The organism is Halobaculum sp. CBA1158 (genome assembly GCF_021431925.1).
Taxonomy (GTDB): Archaea; Halobacteriota; Halobacteria; order Halobacteriales; family Haloferacaceae; genus Halobaculum.
On sequence record NZ_CP090371.1, the window covers coordinates 689,938 to 710,545 of the forward strand.

23 protein-coding genes and 1 tRNA gene are annotated in these 20,608 nt (G+C 69.6%); 10 read left to right on the plus strand and 14 right to left on the minus strand.

The genetic code is table 11. The features are described 5' to 3' along the window. Positions 1-30 precede the first annotated feature (30 nt). Positions 31-1,005: an AAA family ATPase gene (locus Hbl1158_RS03645; RefSeq protein WP_234298709.1), complete on the minus strand. Its 975-nt coding sequence runs from the start codon at positions 1,003-1,005 to the stop codon at positions 31-33. 112 nt (positions 1,006-1,117) lie between these two features. On the opposite strand from Hbl1158_RS03645, the gene Hbl1158_RS03650 reads away from it, so the two are divergent. Continuing rightward, positions 1,118-1,202 (plus strand) — tRNA-Ser (locus Hbl1158_RS03650). Positions 1,203-1,862: 660 nt separating this feature from the next. Here Hbl1158_RS03650 and Hbl1158_RS03655 read toward each other — a convergent pair. The 4 genes from Hbl1158_RS03655 to Hbl1158_RS03670 form a co-directional block, all read right to left on the minus strand. Next, positions 1,863-2,336 carry a redoxin domain-containing protein gene (locus tag Hbl1158_RS03655; protein ID WP_234298710.1) on the minus strand — a complete coding sequence of 158 codons (474 nt, stop codon included), beginning with the start codon at positions 2,334-2,336 and terminating at the stop codon, positions 1,863-1,865. A gap of 243 nt (positions 2,337-2,579) precedes the next feature. Then, positions 2,580-2,909 carry a hypothetical protein gene (locus Hbl1158_RS03660; protein ID WP_234298711.1) on the minus strand — a complete coding sequence of 110 codons (330 nt, stop codon included), beginning with the start codon at positions 2,907-2,909 and terminating at the stop codon, positions 2,580-2,582. Positions 2,910-3,041: 132 nt separating this feature from the next. Beyond that, complete coding sequence (locus Hbl1158_RS03665; RefSeq protein WP_234298712.1) at positions 3,042-3,380, minus strand: hypothetical protein; 339 nt, start codon at positions 3,378-3,380, stop codon at positions 3,042-3,044. 190 nt (positions 3,381-3,570) lie between these two features. Further along, on the minus strand, positions 3,571-3,951 hold the full coding sequence (locus Hbl1158_RS03670) for a DUF192 domain-containing protein (RefSeq protein WP_234298713.1): 381 nt from the start codon (positions 3,949-3,951) through the stop codon (positions 3,571-3,573). Positions 3,952-4,105: 154 nt separating this feature from the next. On the opposite strand from Hbl1158_RS03670, the gene Hbl1158_RS03675 reads away from it, so the two are divergent. The 4 genes from Hbl1158_RS03675 (at position 4,106) to Hbl1158_RS03690 (ending at position 7,668) form a co-directional block, all read left to right on the plus strand. Further along, on the plus strand, positions 4,106-4,249 hold the full coding sequence (locus Hbl1158_RS03675; RefSeq protein WP_234298714.1) for a rubrerythrin-like domain-containing protein: 144 nt from the start codon (positions 4,106-4,108) through the stop codon (positions 4,247-4,249). 33 nt (positions 4,250-4,282) lie between these two features. After that, complete coding sequence (locus tag Hbl1158_RS03680; protein WP_234298715.1) at positions 4,283-4,879, plus strand: hypothetical protein; 597 nt, start codon at positions 4,283-4,285, stop codon at positions 4,877-4,879. Between the two features lie 115 nt (positions 4,880-4,994). Continuing rightward, positions 4,995-5,549, plus strand: coding sequence for a GMP synthase subunit A (locus Hbl1158_RS03685; protein WP_234298716.1), 555 nt, complete (start codon positions 4,995-4,997; stop codon positions 5,547-5,549). Positions 5,550-5,733: 184 nt separating this feature from the next. Next, positions 5,734-7,668 (plus strand): DUF2070 family protein, encoded by a 1,935-nt coding sequence (locus tag Hbl1158_RS03690; RefSeq protein WP_234298717.1) that lies wholly within the window; start codon positions 5,734-5,736, stop codon positions 7,666-7,668. A 54-nt stretch (positions 7,669-7,722) separates the two neighbouring features. Here Hbl1158_RS03690 and Hbl1158_RS03695 read toward each other — a convergent pair whose 3' ends face one another. From Hbl1158_RS03695 to Hbl1158_RS03725, 7 genes are all read right to left on the minus strand, one after another. Next, positions 7,723-8,664: a methyl-accepting chemotaxis protein gene (locus Hbl1158_RS03695; RefSeq protein WP_234298718.1), complete on the minus strand. Its 942-nt coding sequence runs from the start codon at positions 8,662-8,664 to the stop codon at positions 7,723-7,725. Positions 8,665-8,765: 101 nt separating this feature from the next. After that, positions 8,766-9,410, minus strand: a complete 645-nt coding sequence (locus Hbl1158_RS03700; RefSeq protein WP_234298719.1) for an HAD family hydrolase — start codon at positions 9,408-9,410, stop codon at positions 8,766-8,768. A gap of 215 nt (positions 9,411-9,625) precedes the next feature. Next, complete coding sequence (locus Hbl1158_RS03705; RefSeq protein ID WP_234298720.1) at positions 9,626-9,928, minus strand: hypothetical protein; 303 nt, start codon at positions 9,926-9,928, stop codon at positions 9,626-9,628. An 87-nt stretch (positions 9,929-10,015) separates the two neighbouring features. Then, the gene (locus Hbl1158_RS03710; protein ID WP_234298721.1) at positions 10,016-11,200 is read right to left on the minus strand and encodes a Xaa-Pro peptidase family protein; all 1,185 of its coding nucleotides are present in this window, start codon (positions 11,198-11,200) and stop codon (positions 10,016-10,018) included. Positions 11,201-11,328: 128 nt separating this feature from the next. Next, positions 11,329-12,384, minus strand: coding sequence for a metal ABC transporter permease (locus tag Hbl1158_RS03715; RefSeq protein WP_234298722.1), 1,056 nt, complete (start codon positions 12,382-12,384; stop codon positions 11,329-11,331). Further along, complete coding sequence (locus Hbl1158_RS03720) at positions 12,381-13,193, minus strand: metal ABC transporter ATP-binding protein (protein WP_234298723.1); 813 nt, start codon at positions 13,191-13,193, stop codon at positions 12,381-12,383. The genes Hbl1158_RS03715 and Hbl1158_RS03720 overlap by 4 nt, the downstream gene beginning before the upstream one ends. Next, positions 13,190-14,275, minus strand: coding sequence for a metal ABC transporter substrate-binding protein (locus tag Hbl1158_RS03725; protein ID WP_234298724.1), 1,086 nt, complete (start codon positions 14,273-14,275; stop codon positions 13,190-13,192). The genes Hbl1158_RS03720 and Hbl1158_RS03725 overlap by 4 nt, the downstream gene beginning before the upstream one ends. Before the next feature lie 248 nt (positions 14,276-14,523). On the opposite strand from Hbl1158_RS03725, the gene Hbl1158_RS03730 reads away from it, so the two are divergent. The 3 genes from Hbl1158_RS03730 to ftsZ all read left to right on the plus strand — a co-directional run bounded on the left by Hbl1158_RS03730 (position 14,524) and on the right by ftsZ (position 16,829). Then, positions 14,524-15,198 (plus strand): zinc ribbon domain-containing protein, encoded by a 675-nt coding sequence (locus Hbl1158_RS03730; RefSeq protein ID WP_234298725.1) that lies wholly within the window; start codon positions 14,524-14,526, stop codon positions 15,196-15,198. A gap of 220 nt (positions 15,199-15,418) precedes the next feature. Next, positions 15,419-15,610, plus strand: a complete 192-nt coding sequence (locus Hbl1158_RS03735) for a ribbon-helix-helix domain-containing protein (protein WP_234298726.1) — start codon at positions 15,419-15,421, stop codon at positions 15,608-15,610. Between the two features lies 1 nt (position 15,611). Next, complete coding sequence (gene ftsZ / locus Hbl1158_RS03740; RefSeq protein WP_234298727.1) at positions 15,612-16,829, plus strand: cell division protein FtsZ; 1,218 nt, start codon at positions 15,612-15,614, stop codon at positions 16,827-16,829. A gap of 144 nt (positions 16,830-16,973) precedes the next feature. On the opposite strand, the gene Hbl1158_RS03745 is transcribed toward ftsZ, so the two are convergent. Continuing rightward, positions 16,974-17,990, minus strand: coding sequence for a TIGR00269 family protein (locus Hbl1158_RS03745; protein ID WP_234298728.1), 1,017 nt, complete (start codon positions 17,988-17,990; stop codon positions 16,974-16,976). Between the two features lie 83 nt (positions 17,991-18,073). On the opposite strand from Hbl1158_RS03745, the gene Hbl1158_RS03750 reads away from it, so the two are divergent. Continuing rightward, a complete protein-coding gene (locus Hbl1158_RS03750) occupies positions 18,074-18,541 on the plus strand; it encodes a DUF4442 domain-containing protein (RefSeq protein ID WP_234298729.1) in 468 nt (155 codons plus the stop codon). A 68-nt stretch (positions 18,542-18,609) separates the two neighbouring features. After that, the gene (locus Hbl1158_RS03755) at positions 18,610-19,257 is read left to right on the plus strand and encodes a hypothetical protein (protein WP_234298730.1); all 648 of its coding nucleotides are present in this window, start codon (positions 18,610-18,612) and stop codon (positions 19,255-19,257) included. A gap of 48 nt (positions 19,258-19,305) precedes the next feature. Here the strand turns inward: Hbl1158_RS03755 and Hbl1158_RS03760 are convergent, their stop codons facing one another. Then, entirely contained in the window at positions 19,306-20,178 is an 873-nt protein-coding gene (locus Hbl1158_RS03760; protein WP_234298731.1) for a class I SAM-dependent methyltransferase, read from the minus strand. Between the last annotated feature and the right edge of the window lie 430 nt (positions 20,179-20,608).

Consider the following 20,608-nt stretch of genomic DNA (forward strand, 5'->3'; position numbering starts at 1 on the left):
ACGCCCTCCGAGGAGAACTGGGTGTCGGCGCTACTCGGCGGCCTCGGGCTCGGCGTCGCCGACGGTCGGCACCTCGACGCGGTCGAGCACGGCCGCGAGCACGTCGGTCTTCGCCACGTCGTCGACCTTCGCGTCGGGAGTGAGCACGAGCCGGTGGGCGAGCGTCGGCGTCGCCACGCGCTTGATGTCGTCCGGCGTGACGAACTCCCGGCCCGCGAGCGTCGCGGCCGCGCGGGCGGCCTCGAACAGGCGCTGGGTCCCGCGGGGGGAGACGCCGACCTCGACGCGGCGGTCCTGCCGGGTTGCCCGCGCGACGGCCGCCATGTACTCCAGCAGGTCGTCTTCGACCCTGACGGACTCGGGGGCCTCGCGCGCCCCGCGGACGCGGCCCTCGTCGAGCACCGTCTCGACGCTCGGGTCCTGTTCGAGGCGGCCCGCGCGTCGCTGGAGCAGTTCGATCTCGCCCGCCAGATCCGGGTAGCCCATCGAGGTCTTCACGGAGAAGCGATCGAGTTGCGCCTCCGGCAGCGGGAAGTTGCCGGCCTGCTCGACGGGATTTTGCGTCGCGATGAGAAAGAACGGCTCCGGCAGCTCGTAGGTGGTGCCGTCCACGGTCACCTGCTCCTCCTCCATCGCCTCCAACAGCGCGGCCTGCGTCTTCGGCGGCGCGCGGTTGATCTCGTCGGCGAGGACGACGTTCGCGAAGATCGGCCCCTCCGAGAACTCGAACTCGCCGGTGCCCTCGTCGTAGACGGTCGTGCCGGTCACGTCCGAGGGAAGCAGGTCGGGCGTGAACTGCACGCGCGAGAACGACAGCCCCAGCGCCGTCGCCATCGATCGGGCGGTGAGCGTCTTGCCCGTCCCGGGCACGTCCTCGATGAGCACGTGGCCCCGCGAGAGCAGTCCCAGGAGGATGTCCTCGAAGAAGGCGTCCTCGGCGATGATCGCCGACCGGAGGGTGTCGAGCACGTCCGAACAGGCCGCGCTCGCGTCGGGAACGTCCATGGCTGATCGCCGAACGCGAGGGGAATAAGCCTCGGGATCCGTCTGGGGATCGGTGACACGGGATCGACCGAACCGAAACGGTTTACAGGCTCACCGCCGGACGTGAAAGTGAGCCGAGGTAGCCTAGCCTGGCCAAGGCGGCAGATTCGAAATCTGCTGTCCATTCGGACTCGGGAGTTCAAATCTCCCCCTCGGCGCTTCTGGCGGCACACCGCGACGAACGGTGAGCGGAGCGAACCGTGAGGAGCCGTGCCGCAGACGGCTTCCGGAGAGATTTGAACACGGAAGACGCAGCGCCGAGCGGAGCGCGGTCGAACGAAGTGAGACCGCGAATGCGAACGGGGAGTGAAGCGAGCCGTGAGCGAAGCGAGGCGACCGTCTCGGCGAGGTTCAAATCCTCCCTCGGCGCTTCTGACGCGAGCAACGCCGCGAGCAGCCGGTGGGCTCGCGCCTCGCTACCGGACGTATATCGCATATCGCGATATCAAATCTCCCGGAGGAGTGGGATCCACGAGCAGCCCCGCCCCGACCGCCGCGGCGACGGTCGGCGAACTGCGGGAGTAAGCGACCGGACGCGTACCTGCGAGCGGTGCGGGACCTGCCCGTCACGGTCCCGGCGTTTCTCGCGATTCGCGCGAGCGCGTACGGGTCGCCCGGGTCACGGCTCTCGGGCGCGCTCCACCGGAGACTCATCGGCCCGCGCGCGACGACCTCGTCGGCCCCGCGATGACGACCGCCGGCGACGTCTTCTGGATGGCGTCGCTGTACGTCGCAGCGAGGCTGGCGCTGGCGGTGGTCTGATCAGCGGGAGTATCCGAATCCGAGAAGACTCCGAGGGCTCGACGCCGACGGCGACCTCAGAGCGACTCGACGGCCGCCAGCAGTTCCTCGTAGTCGGGTTCGTTCGTGGGGTCGTCGGCGACCCACTCGTACGTCACCGTCCCGTCGTCGTCGAGGACGAACACGGCGCGGTTGGCGATGCCGTACAGTCCCAACTCGGGGATGTCCATCGAGAGGCCGTACGCCTCGATGGCGTCGCCGGCCATGTCGCTGACGAGGTCGAACTCGAGGTCGTACTCGTCGGCGAACGCCTCCAGCGAGAACGCCGAGTCGGCGCTCACGCCGAACAGCGTCGCGCCGGCGGCCGCGAAGTCGTCGTGGTGCTCCTGCAGGGCGACCATCTCGTTGGAGCACGGCGGCGTGAACGCGCCTGGGAAGAAGGCGAGCACGACCGGCCCGTCGCCGAGGTGGTCGGCGAGGTCGAACGTCTCGTGGTCGCTGCCCCTGTACGTCGCGGTGAACGTCGGTGCGGCCTCGCCTGTCGTGACCATTGTACCCGGTAGTTCCGTCGCCCGCCCCCTAAACCCATCTCGGTTGTGCACCGAGTCGGTCGGTTCCCGGAGCTGTTTCGACGATGGCCAGGGTCCCCGCGGTGGTCAGGGCCTCTGCAGCGGCCAGGATCTCCACGGTGGGCGCATATCGTCGTGAGCGGGGCGTCGTCCGATTTCGTCCCGTGAGACACGACCGAGTCCGCGACCGCGATCGATCCCGCGACCGCGACCCGTCCCCGGCGCTCAGGTTCCGCCGTCCGTGTACGCGCCGAGCGTTCCGGGTTCGCCGTCGTCGTCGCCGCGGAGCCGGCGGCGACGCTTGTCGTACGCGCCGTCGAGATCCAGCAGTTGGCGCTGGCGGGAGACGAGGTACGCGTCGACCTCGCTGTCGTCGGCGGGGTGGGCCGCGTGGATCCAGACGGGTCGGTCGGCACCCGTCGAGAGGCCCTCGGCCCACGCCTCCGCCGCCGAGCGGTCGCCGAACTCCCGGCGGACGCCCTCGTATAACACGGCGTGGCCGACCGCGGCGTTGGCCTTGCGCGCGGACGGCTTCACCTCGACGACGTAGCTCACGGCGACCGTTTGGACCCCATGCGATAAATACCTCCGGAGCGCGCCGCGGCCGGGGACCGATGCGTCGAGGCGTCGACACGTAGCGGTGGGCGTCGACGACGCGGCCTCGAACGCGCGGTTCCGGCGTCGGCGCTACACTAACAGCGAGACGTTCCACAGGCCGACCAGGGCGAACCAGACCGCGCAGCCGAGGTAGACGGTCGCGCGCAGGCGCGGGACGTACCGGTCGGGCGTGTCCCCGCCGGCGAGGCGGTCGATGAGGACGCCCGACTCCGCGAGCAGGGCGACCACGACGAGCGTGATGACGGTGAGGATTGCCATCCCGAGTTCGGGGCCGAACCGCGCCATCAGCGCCCGCGACAGCGGCACCGACTCGCGGACGGAGTCCGACAGCCGGAGCACGACGACCGTCGAGACGGCGTCGAACCCCTTCCCGATCAGGAGCGCGGCCGCGAGGGTGAGACGCCGCATGACCGGCGTGAGGGGGCCTGTCGGTATAACGATATCTCCGGGGATCCGCCGAGGCCGTGCTCGTCGCGGGCGGCGGGTCGCTCTCGTCGGAGGTAGCGGGTCGCTCTCGTCGCAGGCAGCGGATCACTTCCGTCGCGGGACCGGTCTAGTCTGCGGCTCTGCCCCGGTCGCGTCGCCGCCGGCCGCTCCGCTACCCCTCGATCTCGACGGTGTCCCCGGGCTCGACGCCGTCGGCCGCCCCCGCCGGGAGCTCGACGACGGCGTCCGCGGTCCCCCACCCGAGACCGATCCACGGGCGAAGCCGCTTCACCTGCGTCACCTCGCCCTCGACGAGCCAGACCGCATCGATCGCGAACGGGACGAACAGCATGTGGAGGCTCCGGGAGTCGACCTCGTCGAACGGGAACACGAGCGCGTAGTCGTCGGGGATCGACCGCCGGAACATCAGCCCCCGCGCCTGCGACAGCGCCGAGTCGGCGACCTCGGCGTCGGCGGCGAGGACGCGCTCCGGCGGACTCGTGGGCTCGCCCGCTTCGGGGTCGACCGACGCGGGTCGGTGGATCACGCGCACGGCGATGGATGCTCGCGCCCGCGACATGAACGTATCCGTTCGTCGAGGTCGCACCCGTTCGTCGAGGACGTGTCGTTCGCTCGGGCCGGGAACGCCTCCGTTCGGGGATCGCCGGCGACGGAATTAATATCATGTGCAACGTTACCATACAACGATGCGCACCGATCCCTACCACGCCGGCACCGAGCGGGTGTTCGAGTGCCGCGCGTGCTCGACCCGCATCGAGGCGGCGCACAGTCCCGGGACGTGTCCGGCCTGCGGCGGCGAGATGCAGGACATCAGCGTCCCGCGGGAGTGAGCATTTTTCACCGAGCGCGCCCCGGACGACGGTATGGAGGAGACGCCGGAGGGGACGCCGGTGGGCGTCGACGACCCGTACGAGGTCGCCGGCCGGTGTGACCACCTCACCGACGACGGTCGCTGTCGCTTCGCGCTCGACCGCGCTGGCGACGACCCCGAGTTCGCGGCCGACCGTCGCCGCGAGGGGTACGCCTGCGTCGTCGCCGACGAGGACACCGACTGGCGCGACTGCCCGCACTACCGCTGGACCACCGACGCCAAGGAGTGCGTCCGCTGCGGTCTGACCGAGCGTCGCGTCGCTCACGACGAGCGCCGCCCGCTGGTCGAGGAACACCACCTCTCGTACGGCGATGCGTCATCTTCCGAGAAAGACCGGAGTACCGCGATCGATAGATCGAACACGAATCCAGAGAAACCACACGACGGAACCGGAGATCGGAGTATCTCTCACGAGATCACGGTCGGGCTGTGTCGCTGGTGTCACACGAAGGTCCACAGGTCGTTCGCGCGGATCGACGACGACGCGAGCCCGGACCCCGAGGCGGTCGCGGAGCGCGAGTCTCGCCGGGGCGACGAACTCGGCGAGGCCGGCTTCTCGACGGCCGCGGAGCGATACGGCGAGGAGTGAGGCGACCCGCGCCGATCGTCGACGGTCTCGCGCCGATCGCCGACGGCGTAGGCACGTCCGTGCATCCCCGCGCGAAAAGCGGGCGGTTTTTCACCACGTCCGCGCAACCTCTCGTATGAGCGAGCCGCGCATCGTGGTCATCGACAACCACGGACAGTTCACGCATCTGGAGGGTCGGGCGCTTCGCGACGTGGGCGTCGACACCGAGATCCTCGACAACGACACGGACCCCGCCGAGATCGACGCCGACGGACTCGTCCTCTCGGGCGGTCCGAGCATGGACCGGGTGGGTCGCTGCGCCGAGTACCTCGAGTTGGACGTGCCGGTGTTGGGTATCTGTCTCGGGCACCAACTCATCGCCGAGGAGCTCGGCGGCCGCGTCGAGTCGGGCGACTACGGCGGCTACGCCGACGTCGACGTGCGGATCGCGGACGAGGAAGATCCCCTCGTCGGGTCGCTCGCGCCCGAGACCAGAACGTGGGCGAGCCACGCCGACGAGGTGGTCGACCCGCCCGAGGGGTTCGCCGTCACCGCCGACAGCGACGTCTGCGGCGTCGAGGCCATGAGCGACGCCGAACGCGACCTCTACGGCGTCCAGTGGCACCCCGAGGTGTCCCACACGGAGCGCGGCCAGGAGGTCTTCGAGAACTTCGTCGCGATCTGCGAGTAGTACCTCTCCGAGTGGTACCGTTTCGGAAGCTCTCCGATTCTGCTCGCAGTAGTGCGGTTTTTCAATCGATCCGGCTCAATCCGAGATACGACGGACGTGACTGCATGGCGAACCACACCGTGACCGCTCGAGACGAGTACGTCTGCTTTTTATTACTCGGGCTCGTTCCTCACCGGCAACGCGCATGACTGCGACCCAGAGCAACCTCGCCGGCCTCTCGCGGTTCATCTTCCGCGCGCCGTCGTGGTACACGTCGGTCGCGTTCGCGCTCCTGCTGGCGGCGGTCGCGGGCGTCGGGGCGTTCGAGCGGCCGGAGACGACGCAGGTGTGGCGCGGCGTGTTGTTCGTCGGCCGCGACGCCTGGGAGGGCGTGTTCTTCATCGGGATCCCGACGGTCGTCGCCGGGCTCGCCACGGCGTGGGTCGACCGTCTCGTCGGCGGAAAGCTCACCCCGAACCGCTCGTCGCTGCTCGCGCTTGTGTGTGAGGTCCTGATCGTCGCCTTCCTCACGGTCGGCGCGCTCGTGGCGTACCTCACGCCGCTGGGCCAGCGGTTCGTCTTCGACGTGCTCGTCGTCGCGCTGGCGTCGGTGTTCGCGCTTCGACTGCTGGTTATCATGGCGGTCTCGCGGTCGTCGCTCCCGGTCGCGGCGGTGCCCGCCAGCATCCAGACGGCTACTGCGGCGGTGCTGCTGTTCGTGTACAGCGGGACGCTTCGCGTGCTGGAGGTCGGCGGTCCCCTGCTCGACACGTTCCTCACGCCGTATCTCGCCCGACCCGACGAGGCACCCTCGGAGCTGTCGGCGATCAGCCCGGATCACTTCCTCGTGCTCGGGCTCACCTGCGCGCTGTACGCCGTCGCGGTCTGGATCTTCCTCTACGTGGTCGACCGACCGTGGCGGAACACCCTCGGCGTGTCGGTGCTCGATTTCCTCCAGGGGTTCATCGGTCACGTCGCCGAGGGGAGCCGCGAGCTGGAGGACTTCTTCGAACAGCTCGGCGAGGACGCCGTCGTCCCCGTGACTGTGCTGTCGATCCGCACCGCCGACGGCGACGAGAAGGCGCGCTGGGTCCTGCCGATGATCCACCCCGGACCGATGGGCGAGATCGGCGGCGGCAACCTCCCGGTCCGCGTCGCCGCCGCGACCGACGGCCTCGCGTTCCCGCCGCACGCGACCGCCGGCCACGACTTCAACCTCGTCACCGAGCGGGAGATCGATCCCGTTCTCGAGGCGGCCGACCGCGCACACCGACGGCTCTCGTACTCCTCGGCGGCGACCGAGAGCGTCCGCGAGACCGCCGGCGAGGCGTCCGTCCTGGGCCAGGCGTTCGGCGACGACGCGCTGCTCGTCTCGACGTTCGCGCCCGGATTCGCCGACGACGTGGAGTACGCCGTCGGGCTCTCGACGGCTGCCGAGGCGCGCACGACCGGTCTCGACGACGTGCTGCTCGTCGACGCGCACAACTCCAACGACGGCCTCGAGGGACCGGACCTTGGCCACGTGACGCCGGGGTCGAGCCGCTCGTTCGACATGATTCGGGCGGCGGGGCGCGTCGGCGAACGGCTCGCGACCGCTCCCCGGGGAGGCCTTTCGGTCGGGGTCGACTGGGACCCCACGGACTGGGACGCCGAGGAGGGTATCGGTCCGCTCGGGGTCCGTGCGATGGTGACCGAGGTGGACGTCGCCGGCGACGGCGACGACACACAGACCACGGCGTACGTCCTCGTCGACGGCAACAACATGGAGCCCGGACTGCGCGATCACCTCGTCGACGCCGTCGCGAGCGCGGTCGACGCCGACGCGGCGGAGGTGATGACGACCGACACGCACATCGTCAACACCGTCGAGGCGGACAACCAGGTCGGGGCGGCGATCGATCGCGGGGAGCTGACGGACGTGGTGGTCGACGCGGTCACGCGGGCCGCCGCCGACGTCGAACCCGTCGAGGCGGGGATGGCGACCGAACACGCCGAGGTGACCGTCTTCGGCAACGACCGCACGGAGTCGCTCGCGAGCCACGCGAACGCCGCCGTGTCGATGGGCGGCGCGCTCGCGGCCGCCGTCGTGCTCGCGTCGCTGGCGATCTCGGTGCTGCTGTTCTTCGTCACCGGGGCCTGAGCGGCGGCGAAGGCGGGTCGGGATCCGGACGCCCGTCCGTCGCGGCGACTCCCCTCAGGTTCGCATCGAATCGACGACCGAGCCGATCTCGTCGGTCTGCTCTTCCACCGCGGCGGCGATCTCGTCGGCCTCCGCAGCGATCTCGTCAGCGGTCTCGGCGGCCCCGTCCACCATCGCAGACACCTCCTCGGCGGAGGCCGCCTGCTCGTCGGTCGCGCGGGCCACCTCGCTCACGCCCGCGGAGGCCTCCGAGACCGTGTCGGAGATCTCGCTCAGGTGGTCCATCGCCTCCTCCGTCCGCGAGACGCCGCGGTCGATCCGCTCGTTGCTTCCCTCGATCTCCGAGACAACCTCCGACATCTCTGATTTGATCTCGTCGACGGTGTCCTCGACGGCCTCGGCCTCCTTCTGGGAGTCCTCCGCGAGGCTCTTCACCTCGTCGGCGACGACGGCGAAGCCGTCGCCGTGCTCGCCCGCCCGCGCCGCCTCGATGTTGGCGTTGAGCGCCAGCAGGTTCGTCTGCTCGGCGATGTCGTCGATCACGTCGACGAACTCGTCGATGTCGTCGATCCGTCGACCGATCCGCTCGATCCCGTCGGTCATCGACTCGGCGGCGTCGGCGACCGAGCGGATCGCCTCCATGGCCTCGGCGGCCGATTCCTCGCCCTCCTCGGCGGCCGCCTCCGCCTCCGAAGCCGCCTGCGCGACCTGCTCGGCCGAGGAGGCGACCTCCTCGACGGCCGCCGAGAGGTTCGTCATCTCGTCGCTCACGGTCCGCATGTCGTCGGACTGCTCGCCCGCCATCCCGGCGATCTCGGTCGTCGAGGTCGCGACCTGCTCGGACGCGGCCCGGAGCCCCGAGAGGGCGTCGATCGCCTCCGCGTTCGCCCCGTCCGCCGCCTCGATATCCGTCTCGATGTCGGCGTCGACGGCGGTATCGATCTCCCTGTTGTCGATCTCGACTGCCGCCGCGTCGTCGACGTCGGTGGAGTCCATAGACGCCGAACACCTTCCCGCGTGTTATTAATTAGCATCAGAATATTATAGTTGAGATCCAGGGGTCGAGTAATAAAATCGGTTCCGGGATCGACACGACCTCATTCGATCGCCGACAGTCGGTCGGAGATCGCTCCCGGCCGGGCGTCGAAGAACCGACCGCCGCACGCGGTCACGCCGCCGCCGACCTCGGGGTCCGAGCCGACGTGCGTCAGCCTCGCGGCGTCGACGCCGAGCGCGTCGGCGACGCGCTCGAACGCGCGGGGGTCGGGCGCTCGCCACCCGCAGGCGACGCTGGAGACGACGGCGTCGAAGTCGTCGCGCGCGAGGTCCGAACGGACGAGCACGCGTCCAACCAGCTCCGGCACCGCGCAGTTCGCGAACACGCCGACGGGACCCCGCTCCCCGGCGGCCGCGACGGCCTCGACCGCCCCCGCACGCGTCCGGACCGAGGGGTCGAAGGCGGCGACGACGGCCCTGCGGGCGGCGTTGCCGGGGGCGTCGACGCCGCGCGAGGCGAGCGCGCGGCTCACGTGCGCCGGCAGCGGCACCTCAGCGCCCGCGGGTGCGTCGACGTGGGTCTCGTCGTAGGCGTCGGCCCAGTCGTCCGGCACGGGGACGTCGCGGGCGCGTAGTTCCTCGCCGACGGCCCCCGCCGGGTCCGGCGGCAGGTCGGCCTCGACGAGCGTGTCGAACAGCGCGAACGAGGTGGCGGACACGAGCGCGAGTCGCCGGCGCGTCGCCATCAAGGCCCCGGAAGCGGCCGTCGCGCGGATGCGCGTCCACGTCGGGGTCCAAACTCTCGTCTCCCGCGTTCCCGCCCGGCCACGGGCATCGGGGACCGACTCCCGCCATTTAATATCGCGATATTCGATTTATCGACCCGACGGCCGCTCGGCTCTGGACCGACGTCCGACGACGCGACGACCGCGAAAAATACGGACCGGGGCGGACCGGAGCGCTATCCGGCGCTCGGCAACACCAGGTTCGAGACGGACACGTCGGGCGCGCTCGGCTCCGGCAGCGGGAGGTACGACTCCAGTCTGCGGTACTCGTAGGCGAGCGCGGGCAGCACCATCAGCCCGACCGTTCCCGCGACGGCGACGTAGTCGCCGTACCGGAGGTTCACGGACGCGATGGCGAGCCACGTCGCGGTCCACCCGAGTACTGTGCTGGCTATGGCGACTTCGACCACCACGGTCACGGCGCTCGAGAGCCGGTCCTCGAGGATCGACCGTGCCTCGGCAGTCGATGTCTGTGTCACGTCCGGGCGGCGCTGTGTACCGTCCGACTGAAAAGCGTGGGGCGCGCTTTCGGCGTTGAAAACGCTCCGGAAAATCCCCCCGCGAGGCTATCGGACGATGTTCGACTCCAGGTCCCGCGGGAAGTAGGTGAGCCACTCGGTCCCGTTCTCGGTGATCGCGATGGTGTCTGAGTGGCGGTAGCCGTACTCGTCGGTGTAGATCCCGGGCTCGATGGTGTAGATCTGCCCCGGAGCCATGACGGCGTCGCCCTCGTCGACGTGGTCGTAGTCGTCCCAGCCGCGGTCGATGTACGGCGGCTCGTGGCCCCCGAGGCCGATGTTGTGGCCGACGTGGTGCTGGGCGGTGTCCTCGATCCCCTGCTCGAGGAAGTAGTCGCGGACCGCTTCGTCGACGCCGGCGATGGACTGGCCGGGGCCGAGCGCGTCGATCGCGATGTCCTGGGCCTCCAGCATCAACTCGAAGTAGTGGACCTGCTCGTCGCTGGGCTCCCCGACGAACATCGTGCGCTCCAGCTCCGAGTGGTAGCCGTCGACGTTCGCGGACGCGCCCGTGATCAACACGTCGCCCTCCGAGAGCCGTTCGTTGGGGGTGTGGCCGTGCGGGAGGGCGGTCTCTTCGCCGGAGATGTAGCCGGCGTGTACGGGGCCGGACCCCCGGGTCCGGACGGCGTAGCGATCGCCGAGCGTGTCGAGCATCGCGCGGGAGGCGTCGGTCGTCGCCTTCTGGCTCACCGTCACGGGGTGGGCCCCGACCTCGGTGTAGTCGGCGAGGTAGCGGTGTGCGAGGTTCGCCCACTTGGCCGACTCGCGCACGAGGTCGACCTCGGCGTCGGTCTTCTCCCAGCGCATGCGGTCGACCCACGACTGGTCTTCCACGTCGACGAACTCCGAGAGCGCGGGGCCCTCGTACCCCATCACGCCGGGCGCGCCGTCGGCGTCGGAGACGACCGACTCGACGCCCATGCCCGCCAGCATCTCGGCGGCCGTCTCGACGGGGGTACCCTGCGGGTAGTCGAAGTACGGGTGGACGGCGTCGATCCGGGGGTTCGGCTCGACGCGCTCGACCTCCAGGCGGGGGACCGTGATCTCCATGCCGTCCTGCGTGACCGCGAGGACGACCGGGCGCTCGGTCTGGATGTGGTGAAAGCCCGAGAGATACTCGATACTGGTCGCGTCGAAGAACGTCGCGGCGTCGGCACCGGTGTCCGCGAGTCGCCCGCGAACCTCCGCGAGCCGCGCGTCGAACTCCGATTCGGGGAGTCTGGTCGCCATACGCGCCACCTTCGCCGCTCGCGGGATAAGCCCAGGGGAAGCGGCTCGGGGTGCAGTCACGTCCGTCGGTTCCGAGAGTAAACGGAATACCGCGATACGAAATCGCGTCGGCGACGCACGGACGCCCGTCAGTCGGAACTCACGGCGGCTTCCTTCTCTCCGGCCTCGATGCTCCCCACCTCGGGCGCGTCGTCGTCGCCGCGAGCCTCACGGAGCTTTCCGACCGCGACGGCGACGACGTAGATCGCGACGGCGACGAGGACGATGACGCCCCCGGCGGTCGCCTCGCCGTAGTAGGAGAGACCGATGCCGAGCAGGACCGCCAGTTCGGCGAGCACCACGGAGATCAGCAGCGACCCGGTGAAGCTGCGCGACACCTGCGAGGCCCCCGCGACGGGGACGACGAGCATCGCCGCGACGAGGATGACGCCCATGATCTGCATCGCGCCGACGACGACCAGCGCGGTGAGCATCACCATCACGCGGTTGTACCAGTCTACTGGAATGCCCGACACCTCGGCCGCCGTCTCGTCGAAGGTGACGTACAGCAGTTGGTTGCGCGTGAGCGCGACCGTGGCGACGATGATCCCGAACAGCACCAGCAGGATCGCGGCGTTCTCCGCGGAGACCGTCGAGAGGTTCCCGAAGAGGTACTGGTTGATGCCGACGGCGAGCCCGCCGGCGTTGAGGCTGATCAACACCGTCCCGAGCGCGAACCCGGTCGAGAGCACGATCGCCATCGACACGTCGTTGTACGCGTCGGTCACCTCGGAGATCACCTCGATCAGCAGTGCGGCGATCACCGCGACGACCACGGCGGTGAGGTACGGGGAGACGCCGACGCTGAACACGCCGTTGAGGAACAGGCCGACGGCGACGCCGGCGAAGGCGGTGTGGGCGAGCGCGTCGCCGATGAGCGCCAGCTGGCGGTGGACGAGGAAGGTGCCGATGAGCGGTGCCATCACGCCGATACAGAGCCCGACGAGGATCGCGCGGTGCATGAATCCGTACTGGAGCAGCTCGATCCCCGTGGCGTCGCCGAGCGCGCCCAACAGGAGCGACCACAGGTCGAGGAGGGTATAGATGGGCGCGAGCACGGGATCGAGCGGGCTCCCCTCGGACTGGAGGGTCGGCGTCGCGAGCGCGGAGACCGCGCCGGTCGAGAGTCCGGCGGCCACGGTCATCGGTCGTCCCCGCCGAGGCCGACGGCGGTGCCGAACGCCCGCGCGAGCGCGTCGCTCTCGACGAACTCGTCGGTCGGGCCGTCGAAGTACACCTCGCGGTTCAAGCAGACCACGCGCTCGGCGTGGTCGACGACGGCACCGAGGTCGTGCTCGATGAGGAGCACGGTGATGCCGTCGTCGTTGAGCGCCTCCAGGAGGTCGTAGAACGCCTCGACGGACTCGGCGTCGACGCCGACGGTCGGCTCGTCGAGCACGAGCAGGTCCGCCTCGCTCGCGAGCGCCCGGGCGATGAAGGCGCGCTGGCGCTGTCCCCCCGAGAGCTTCGTGATCCGGCGGTCGGCGAAGTCGCTCATCCCGACTGTCGCGAGCGCCTCGTCGACGATCCGCCAGTCCTCGGCCGACAGCAAGCCGAAGCCGACGTGGGGGAACCGACCCATCTTCACCACCTCGCGGACGGTGATCGGCATCTCCTTGGCCGCGCTGGCGTGCTGGGAGACGTACCCGACGCGCTCGCCGTCGTCGAAGCGGTGGGCCGGCTCGCCGAACAGGCGCGTCTCGCCCACGTCGGGGCGAAGCAGGCCGAGCATGAGCTTCATCAGCGTCGACTTCCCCGAGCCGTTCGGGCCGACGACGGCGACGTACTCGCCCGCGGCGATGTCGAGGCTCACGTCCTCGACGACCGGCGTCGCCGTGTAGCCGAACGTCACGTCCGACAGGGAGATCACGTCGTCGTCGGTCGACCGGGTCGCCCCGTTGTCCGCGGGGTCGGCGGCGCTCGTGGACTCGGCCGTCGCGTCGGCGCGGCTCATTCGAAGTTCCTCCACTCGTCGTTCCAGCCGTCGTATCCGGCCTCCTCGGGGGGCGTGTTGCCGAGGACGACCTCGAAGGTGGGCATGTTGATGTTGTACGCGATCTCCTCGTAGCCCCAGTCGTTCTCGACCCAGTCCTCGCGCACGCCCGCGTACGGCGTCACGGGGTAGTACGCCTCCACGTCGGTCTCGGCGATGAGCTGTTTCGCGGGCCGGCGCGTCTCGAAGACGCCCGCCCCGATGTAGCGGATGTCGTTCTCGTCGATGACGCGCTTGGCCTCGGTGATGTCCGAGGGCTTCACGTCGCCGCTTGCGGCGAGGTTGACGACGAGCGGTCGCATCTGGACGCCGTAGCGGTCTGCGATGTACTGGAAGGCGTTGTGCGCGGCCAGTTGAACCACGTCGCGCTCGGCAGCGTCGAAGATCGCCTCGTAGTCGGCGTCGATGCGATCCAGTACCTCCTTGTACGACGCCGCGTTGTCGCGGAGCGCGTCCTCGTGGGCGGGCGCGAGTTCGACCAGCCCCTCGACGATGTTGTCGACCGCGACCTTCGCCCGCCGGGGATCGAGCCAGAAGTGCGGGTCCCGCCCACGGCCCTCGCCGACGCCCTCCTCGTCGCGGTCGAGGGTGTCCGCGAGGGGAACGAGATCGACGCCCTCGCGGACGTTGATCAGCTGCGTGTCCACGTCGTCGTCCTTCAGCGTCTGGATGGCGCGGTCGGCCCACGGCTGGAAGTCCTCGCCGACGTGGATGAACGCGTCTGCGTCGACGATCTGTCTGGTGATGGTCGCGTTCGGCTCCCAGCCGTGGCCGTGCAGGCCGGTCGGCACGAGGTTTCGAACGGTGATCGGCGTGTCGTCGGCGATCTCCCTGGCGAAGTCGTAGAAGCTGAAGAACGACGCCACAGCGACCGGTCCGTCCGCTCCGTCGTCGGTTCCCGATCCGGCGTCTCCCCCGCGGCCGCTCCCGGCCGCACCGCCGAGACACCCGGCAGATCCGGACGCGAGCAGGGCCGTCCCGCCCGCGAGGAACCGGCGTCTGGTCGGTCTCGGCGAACCCGTCGGGTCACGTGCGTCGGTCATACGTACTCGAAGAAGAATCCCCGAAGGATATAGTTGTATCGAACAAAGCTCTAGATTAGACTATTCTAATCTTTGGTGCTACGTGTCGTCCGGGCGCGGTTCCGGTTCACGTCTCGATGCCGTGTAAGACGGCCGTGCCTCGGCGGGCGGGCGACCGCAAGAGGGAGGCGGCCCTCGGTCGGTCGGTGTGAGTCACGCGTCGGACATCGGGGATACATTAATATGGGCGGTGTCGTAAACGGAGGGTGATGAGCAAGATCACCTTCCGCGCGGACTCGGACCTCGTGGACCGCCTCGACGAGTTCGAGGCGTCCAAGAGCGAGGTCATGCGGGAGGCGCTCCGCGCGTATCTCGACGACGCGGAGCGGCGGGACGCGGTCGGCTCGGGATCCGACGGTGTCGCCGAGGAGCGCTCTCCGCTGGACGACGCGTTAGCGGCCCGCGTCGACGAACTGGTGACCGCGCGCCTCGACGAGGAGTTCGGGACCCGGCGCGGTGATCGCGGCGGTTACGCGGACCGAGGGCGTCCCTCCCGAACCCCTCGCGTCGCCGATACCGTTCCGTCGGTGGACCTCACCGTGAACGTCGACGGCGTCGGGGCCGGAGTCGACGGACCCGCAGACGGAGACGAAACGACAGCCACAGCCCCGAACGCGCCCGCGACGACGGCGAACGACGGATCGCGTTCGGAGACTGACCGGGAGACGGAGGCGGCCGCGGGAACCGCGTCGGACGCGGACTCACGAAGCTGCGCGCAGTGCGGAGAGGACGTGTCCGACGACCACGTCTTCTGCCCGAACTGCGGGGAGAAGGCGACCCGGCGGCTGTTCTGCGAGTGCGGGGACGAGGTTCGTTCCGACTGGGGGTTCTGTCCGGGATGCGGTCGACGGACGCCGACTGCCGACGTGCTCGACGCGCCGTAAGACGCCGCGCCGGTTTGCCGGGGACTGACACCGGATGTAAGACAACTTGGCGGTATCGGTCATACAACCGCCGGTAACTTTATATATAATCGGTATGTTGGTAGGGGTGCGTAAGACGGCATGTCTTACGACTCGGTCGGTCGGGGCGGGGAAACTCCGGCCGCTGGTCGTGAGGACACGTGTGATCGTGTCTGTCGTCTTACCGGGGGAATGCAAGAATATGGAGCGTGTGACACTACGAATCCCGAAACAGCAGATCGAGGAGGTCGAACAGATGGTCGAGACGGGGGAGTTCCCGAATCGCAGCGAGGCGATTCGCTCCGCCGTCCGCGACATGCTCAACGAGCAGGCTGACGCCTCCGGTGAGCGGACGCGCGGCGAGCGCAGTAAGCGCAGCTGGGCGAAGGTGTAACATGCAGGACATCGTCCAGGACGCCCTCGCGAACGCGGAGGCGGAGCAGCGGAGCATGGACGCCGGCGGCGACGACGACGAGTTCGGGGAGCCCCGGATCGTCATCGTCGGCGCGGGTGGTGCCGGCAACAACACCATCAACCGACTGTACAACATCGGCGTCGACGGCGCGGAGACCGTCGCGATCAACACCGACAAGCAGCACCTCAAGATGATCGAGGCCGACACGAAGATCCTCGTCGGCAAGTCCCTGACCAACGGGCTCGGCGCGGGCGGCGACCCCTCGATGGGCGAGCGCGCCACCGAGATGGCCCAGGGAACGATCAAGGAGGTGCTCGGCGACGCGGACCTGGTGTTCGTGACCGCCGGCATGGGCGGTGGAACGGGCACCGGCGCGGCCCCGGTCGTCTCGAAGATCGCCAAAGAGCAGGGCGCGATCGTCGTCGGCATGGTGTCGACGCCGTTCAACGTCGAGCGCGCCCGCACCGTCAAAGCCGAGGAGGGGCTCGAGGAGCTCCGCAACGAGGCCGACTCGATCATCGTTCTGGACAACAACCGCCTGCTCGATTACGTCCCGAACCTCCCGATCGGCAAGGCGTTCTCGGTGATGGACCAGATCATCGCCGAGACGGTGAAAGGGATCTCCGAGACCATCACCCAGCCGTCCCTGATCAATCTGGACTACGCGGACATGTCCACGATCATGAACCAGGGCGGCGTCGCTGTGATGCTCGTCGGCGAGACCCAGGACAAGAACAAGACCCAGGAGGTGGTCAACGACGCGATGAACCACCCCCTGCTCGACGTGGACTACCGCGGCGCGTCCGGCGGGCTGGTCCACATCACCGGCGGTCCCGACCTCACGCTGAAGGAGGCCGAGGGAATCGCCGACAACATCACCGAGCGCCTCGAGGCGAGCGCGAACGTGATCTGGGGCGCGCGCATCCAGGAGGAGTACAAGGGGAAGGTCCGCGTCATGGCGATCATGACCGGCGTCCAGAGCGCGCAGGTGCTCGGTCCGAGCACGCAGAAGCAGGCCGACAAGTCGCGCCAGAGCATCGAGGGCGGCCAGGCGTCCGAACTCGACTTCGACGCGAAGTCGAACGCCGAGGCCGCCGCAAACGGCGGAAACGGTGGGAACCAGGAGGCGGCCTGGCAGTCCGACGGCGGCCGCGACTCCCGCAACGAGCGGAACAACGGCCTCGACGTCATCCGCTGAGGGCCGGTCGCTCCTCGCGGACCCGGCGTCGACGCGGTCCCCGCGCCCCCCGGTACGGCGCGGTACGGTTCTCTCGATTTCTCGCGCCCACAGCGTCGCGACGGAGGTCGGCGTTTACGTGCGCTGACTCCCCGAGAAGCGCGTTTACGCGGCCTCGATCGACGCGACGAGTTCGCACTTGCGACACACGTCGCGTGCGGTCTTCGACCCGCAGTTCTCACACGGCGACAGGTCCGGACCGCCGTCGTCGACCGTATCCCCGTCGTCGGACGCGTCGCCGTCGTCGGTCGCGTCGTCGCCGCGGTACTCGTCGGCCAGCACGCCCGACACCTCCTCGTACCCGGCCATGATCGAGTGTCTCACGCCGGGGTGCCGCTCCTCAAGTTCGAGCAGCAGCTCCTGAATCTCCCCGCGGTACGCCTCGCTCGCGTGGGGGCACTCGGCCACGTGCGAGGGCAGATCCCGCAGGTGGCAGTACAGCGCGACCTCCTTCTCGGGCACCTCGCGCAGCGGCTTCGCCCGGGGGACGAAGTGATCGCTCTCGCGTCGCTCGGGGAACGGCCCCAGCGAGGCGTCGAAGTGCTTGGCCATCTGCGCGGCGTCGCCCTCGAGGAAGTTCATCAGGGCGGTCTGGGCCTCGTCGTCGAGGTTGTGGCCCGTGAGGAGTTTGTCGGCACCCAGGTCCTCGGCGTACGTCTCCAACAGGTCGCGCCGGAACACGCCGCAGTAGGCACAGGCGGCCATGTTCTCGGGGTCGTCCTCGACCACGTCGTCCATGCGGACGCCGAGCTCCTCCTCGTAGCTCACCACCTCGTGGCGCATGTCGAGGTCGGCGGTCAGCGCCTCGCAGGCGTCGAGCGACTCGTCGCGGTAGCCCTCGATCCCCTCGTGGATCGAGAGCGCGACCATCTCGACTCGGGGGTCCTCGGCGAACGTCTCGTCGAGGATCGTCGCGAGCACGACGCTGTCTTTCCCGCCAGAGAGGCCGATCACCCAGCGATCGGGATCGTCGGGCGTCGCGTCGTCGGGGAGGAGGTCGTCCTCGCGCACGCGCCGGCGGACGCGTCGCTCGACCGACTCCAGGAAGTGCGACTCACAGAGATGTGCCCCGGAGTAGGCGGCGTGCATCACAGCGTCCGCGCCGCACCTGTCGCAGTCCATCACCGCCGGCTTGCGCCCGCCGGGGGATACCCGTTTCGCACGTCGACGGACAGACTCAACCCCGCGACCGACGACGACGCCGTATGACACCGACGCTGCTTGACCGACTCCGGGCGCGGCTGTTCCGTCTCGCCTTCTCGTACTACCCGTCGTTCTGGTCCACCGGGGCGACGCTCGCCTCGTTGGCCCCGGACTTCTCCGCGGCCGAGGTGGAGCTCCCGCTGACGTGGCGCACGCGAAACGGCATGGGGACGCTGTTCGGCGGGAGCATGTACGGCGCGGTCGATCCGGTGTACGTCGTGCTGTTGCAGCGCCGGCTCGGCGACGGGTTCACCGTCTGGGACAGGGCCGCCGAGATACGCTTCCGGAAGCCCGGGCGCTCGACGCTGTACGCGACGTTCGAGGTGCCGGACGCCGAGATCCGGGAGATACGCGAGTCGCTCGACCCCGGCGAGTCGTGCGACCGCGTGTACGACGTCGATCTCGTCGACAGCGAGGGGACCGTCCACGCGGAGGTGGAGAAGACGGTGTACGTCCGCCGCGACGAGTGACGCCGACGCGACGAGCGACGACGGTGCGACGCGTAAGACGCTTCACCCGGGAGAGCCGATCAGACGCCATGGAGCGCGAGGCGGCCCTCGACCGGGTGGAGGCGATCATCGACGCCGTCGACGAGGGACCGACACCGGTGCCGGTTCGCGAGGTGTGGGTGTACGGCGACGTGGCGTTGGGCCTCGACCCGATCGACCGGCTCGACGTGTACGTGACGAAGGACCTCCTCATGCGGGGCGACGACGCCGACGCCGCCGAGTCGTTCGAGCGCTCGCACGGCGTGAAGGGCGTCGGCCGGTCGGTTTCGGCGGAGTGGGCTCGCGAGCACCCCGAGCACCTCCGCGCGAACGACGCCGGTCACGCGGCTCCGGAGAAGTGTCTGGCCGCGCAGTTGCTCCCGGAGGACGAGCCGGTTCACCTGGAGGTGTGTAACGCGCCGTTCGACCAGAACGTCAGACAGCGACTCACGGCGGGCCTCGACCGCGAGGCGTACGAGCAGGTGCTCGACCCCCGTGGAGTCCAACTGTACGCGGAGGGGCGGCGGGCGACGGAGACGATGGCGAAGCTCCGCGGCGGGGAGCTCCCGTTCCCGACGCTGTCGGGAGCGCTGGAGATGCTCGGGGTCGAGGATGCGGAGGCGACGGCGATCGCCGACGCGATGGCGACCGCCCGCGACCGACAGGAGGGCGCGACCGTCCGCGGGGACGTCGTCTGACGACGGGGAGCGCCGGAACGCGACGGTGACTCACACCCGTCCGACGACTCACACTCGTCCGACGGTCACGTCGAACGGCACCCACTCCGCGCGTTCGTACTCGCGGTCGGCCGCCTGCCCCGCGGCGGTTCGACCCATCTCGCGCCACTTCCTGCGGAGCGCGTCGTAGCCCTCGTCGCCGTCGGCGAGCGCCCGACGGAGTTCGGCCTCGTGGTCGGCGATCCCGTCGCCGCTCGCCTTGCGCGCGATGCCGCGGAGGTCCGCCTCCGAGTACGGCGGCTCGACGCGCTTCTCGTGGCGGTAGCGCCGCGAGTCGATGCCGGACAGGCCGGCGTCGTCGAACAGCTCGCGCACGCGGTCGCCCATCGCCACGTCGGTGTCGACGCCGGCGATGTACGCCTCGCGGACGCGGGCTTCCAGCGCCGCCTCGCTGTCGACGCTCGATTCGACGGCGACGTCGGCGTTGTCGGGCTCGACGGCGGCGACCAGCTCCCCGGAGACGCGGGCGAACTCCCGGACAGCGGCGGCGGGGTCCGGGAGGTTGATCAACAGCGCCTGACAGACGACGAGGTCGAACGCGTCGTCGGGGAACGGCAGCCGGGTGGCGTCGCCGGCGCAGTAGGCGATGTCGGGGACGGCGTCGCGGTCGCCGTCAGCGTCGCGGTCGCGGTCGCTGTCGGCGTCGCCGTCGCGGTCGGTATCGCCGTCGCGGGCGGCCGACAGCAGGTCCGTGTCCGCGTCGACGCCGACGACGGTCGCGTCTGGGGTCTCCTCGTCGAGGACGCGGGTGAGTTCGCCGGTCCCGCAGCCGACGTCGAGGACGCGCGATCGGTTCGCGAGGTCGAGCGGGTCGAGCGCCTCCCGCGACTCCCACATCCCGCGGCGCGTTCGGTCGAGGTAGTCGGCGGTGAAGCGGCGCATCGAGCGGTTGTCGTTGGACTAGTGGGGCGGTCCGGGTGAAAAGTGGGGGGATCGGGAGTGGTCTGTTCCGACTGTACTACTGCGGGTCAGCGGCTCTCGAAAGCCCCCGGGCGTCTCGTGGACTGCGACTCGCTGCGCTCCTCGGCTCGCTCCCTTCAGTCGCTCGCCTGTGGTGCTTGCTTCGTCTCGTCTCACGAGACGCCCGTCCCCTTTCATTCCCACCCCACCGCACCGCAACCACGTCCTCCCCAGCCGATTCGCTCGGTCGCTCACGCTCACGGGTCGCTTCGCTCCTCGTTCGCATCGAGACCTCGCTCCGCTCGGCCTCGCGCTCCCTCGCTCATCCCTCGCGCGCGACGACCGCACACGAGGTGCGGTCGGACGCGCGCCGACGGCAGCTTCGGATACGGCGTGCGGACAGCATCGACGC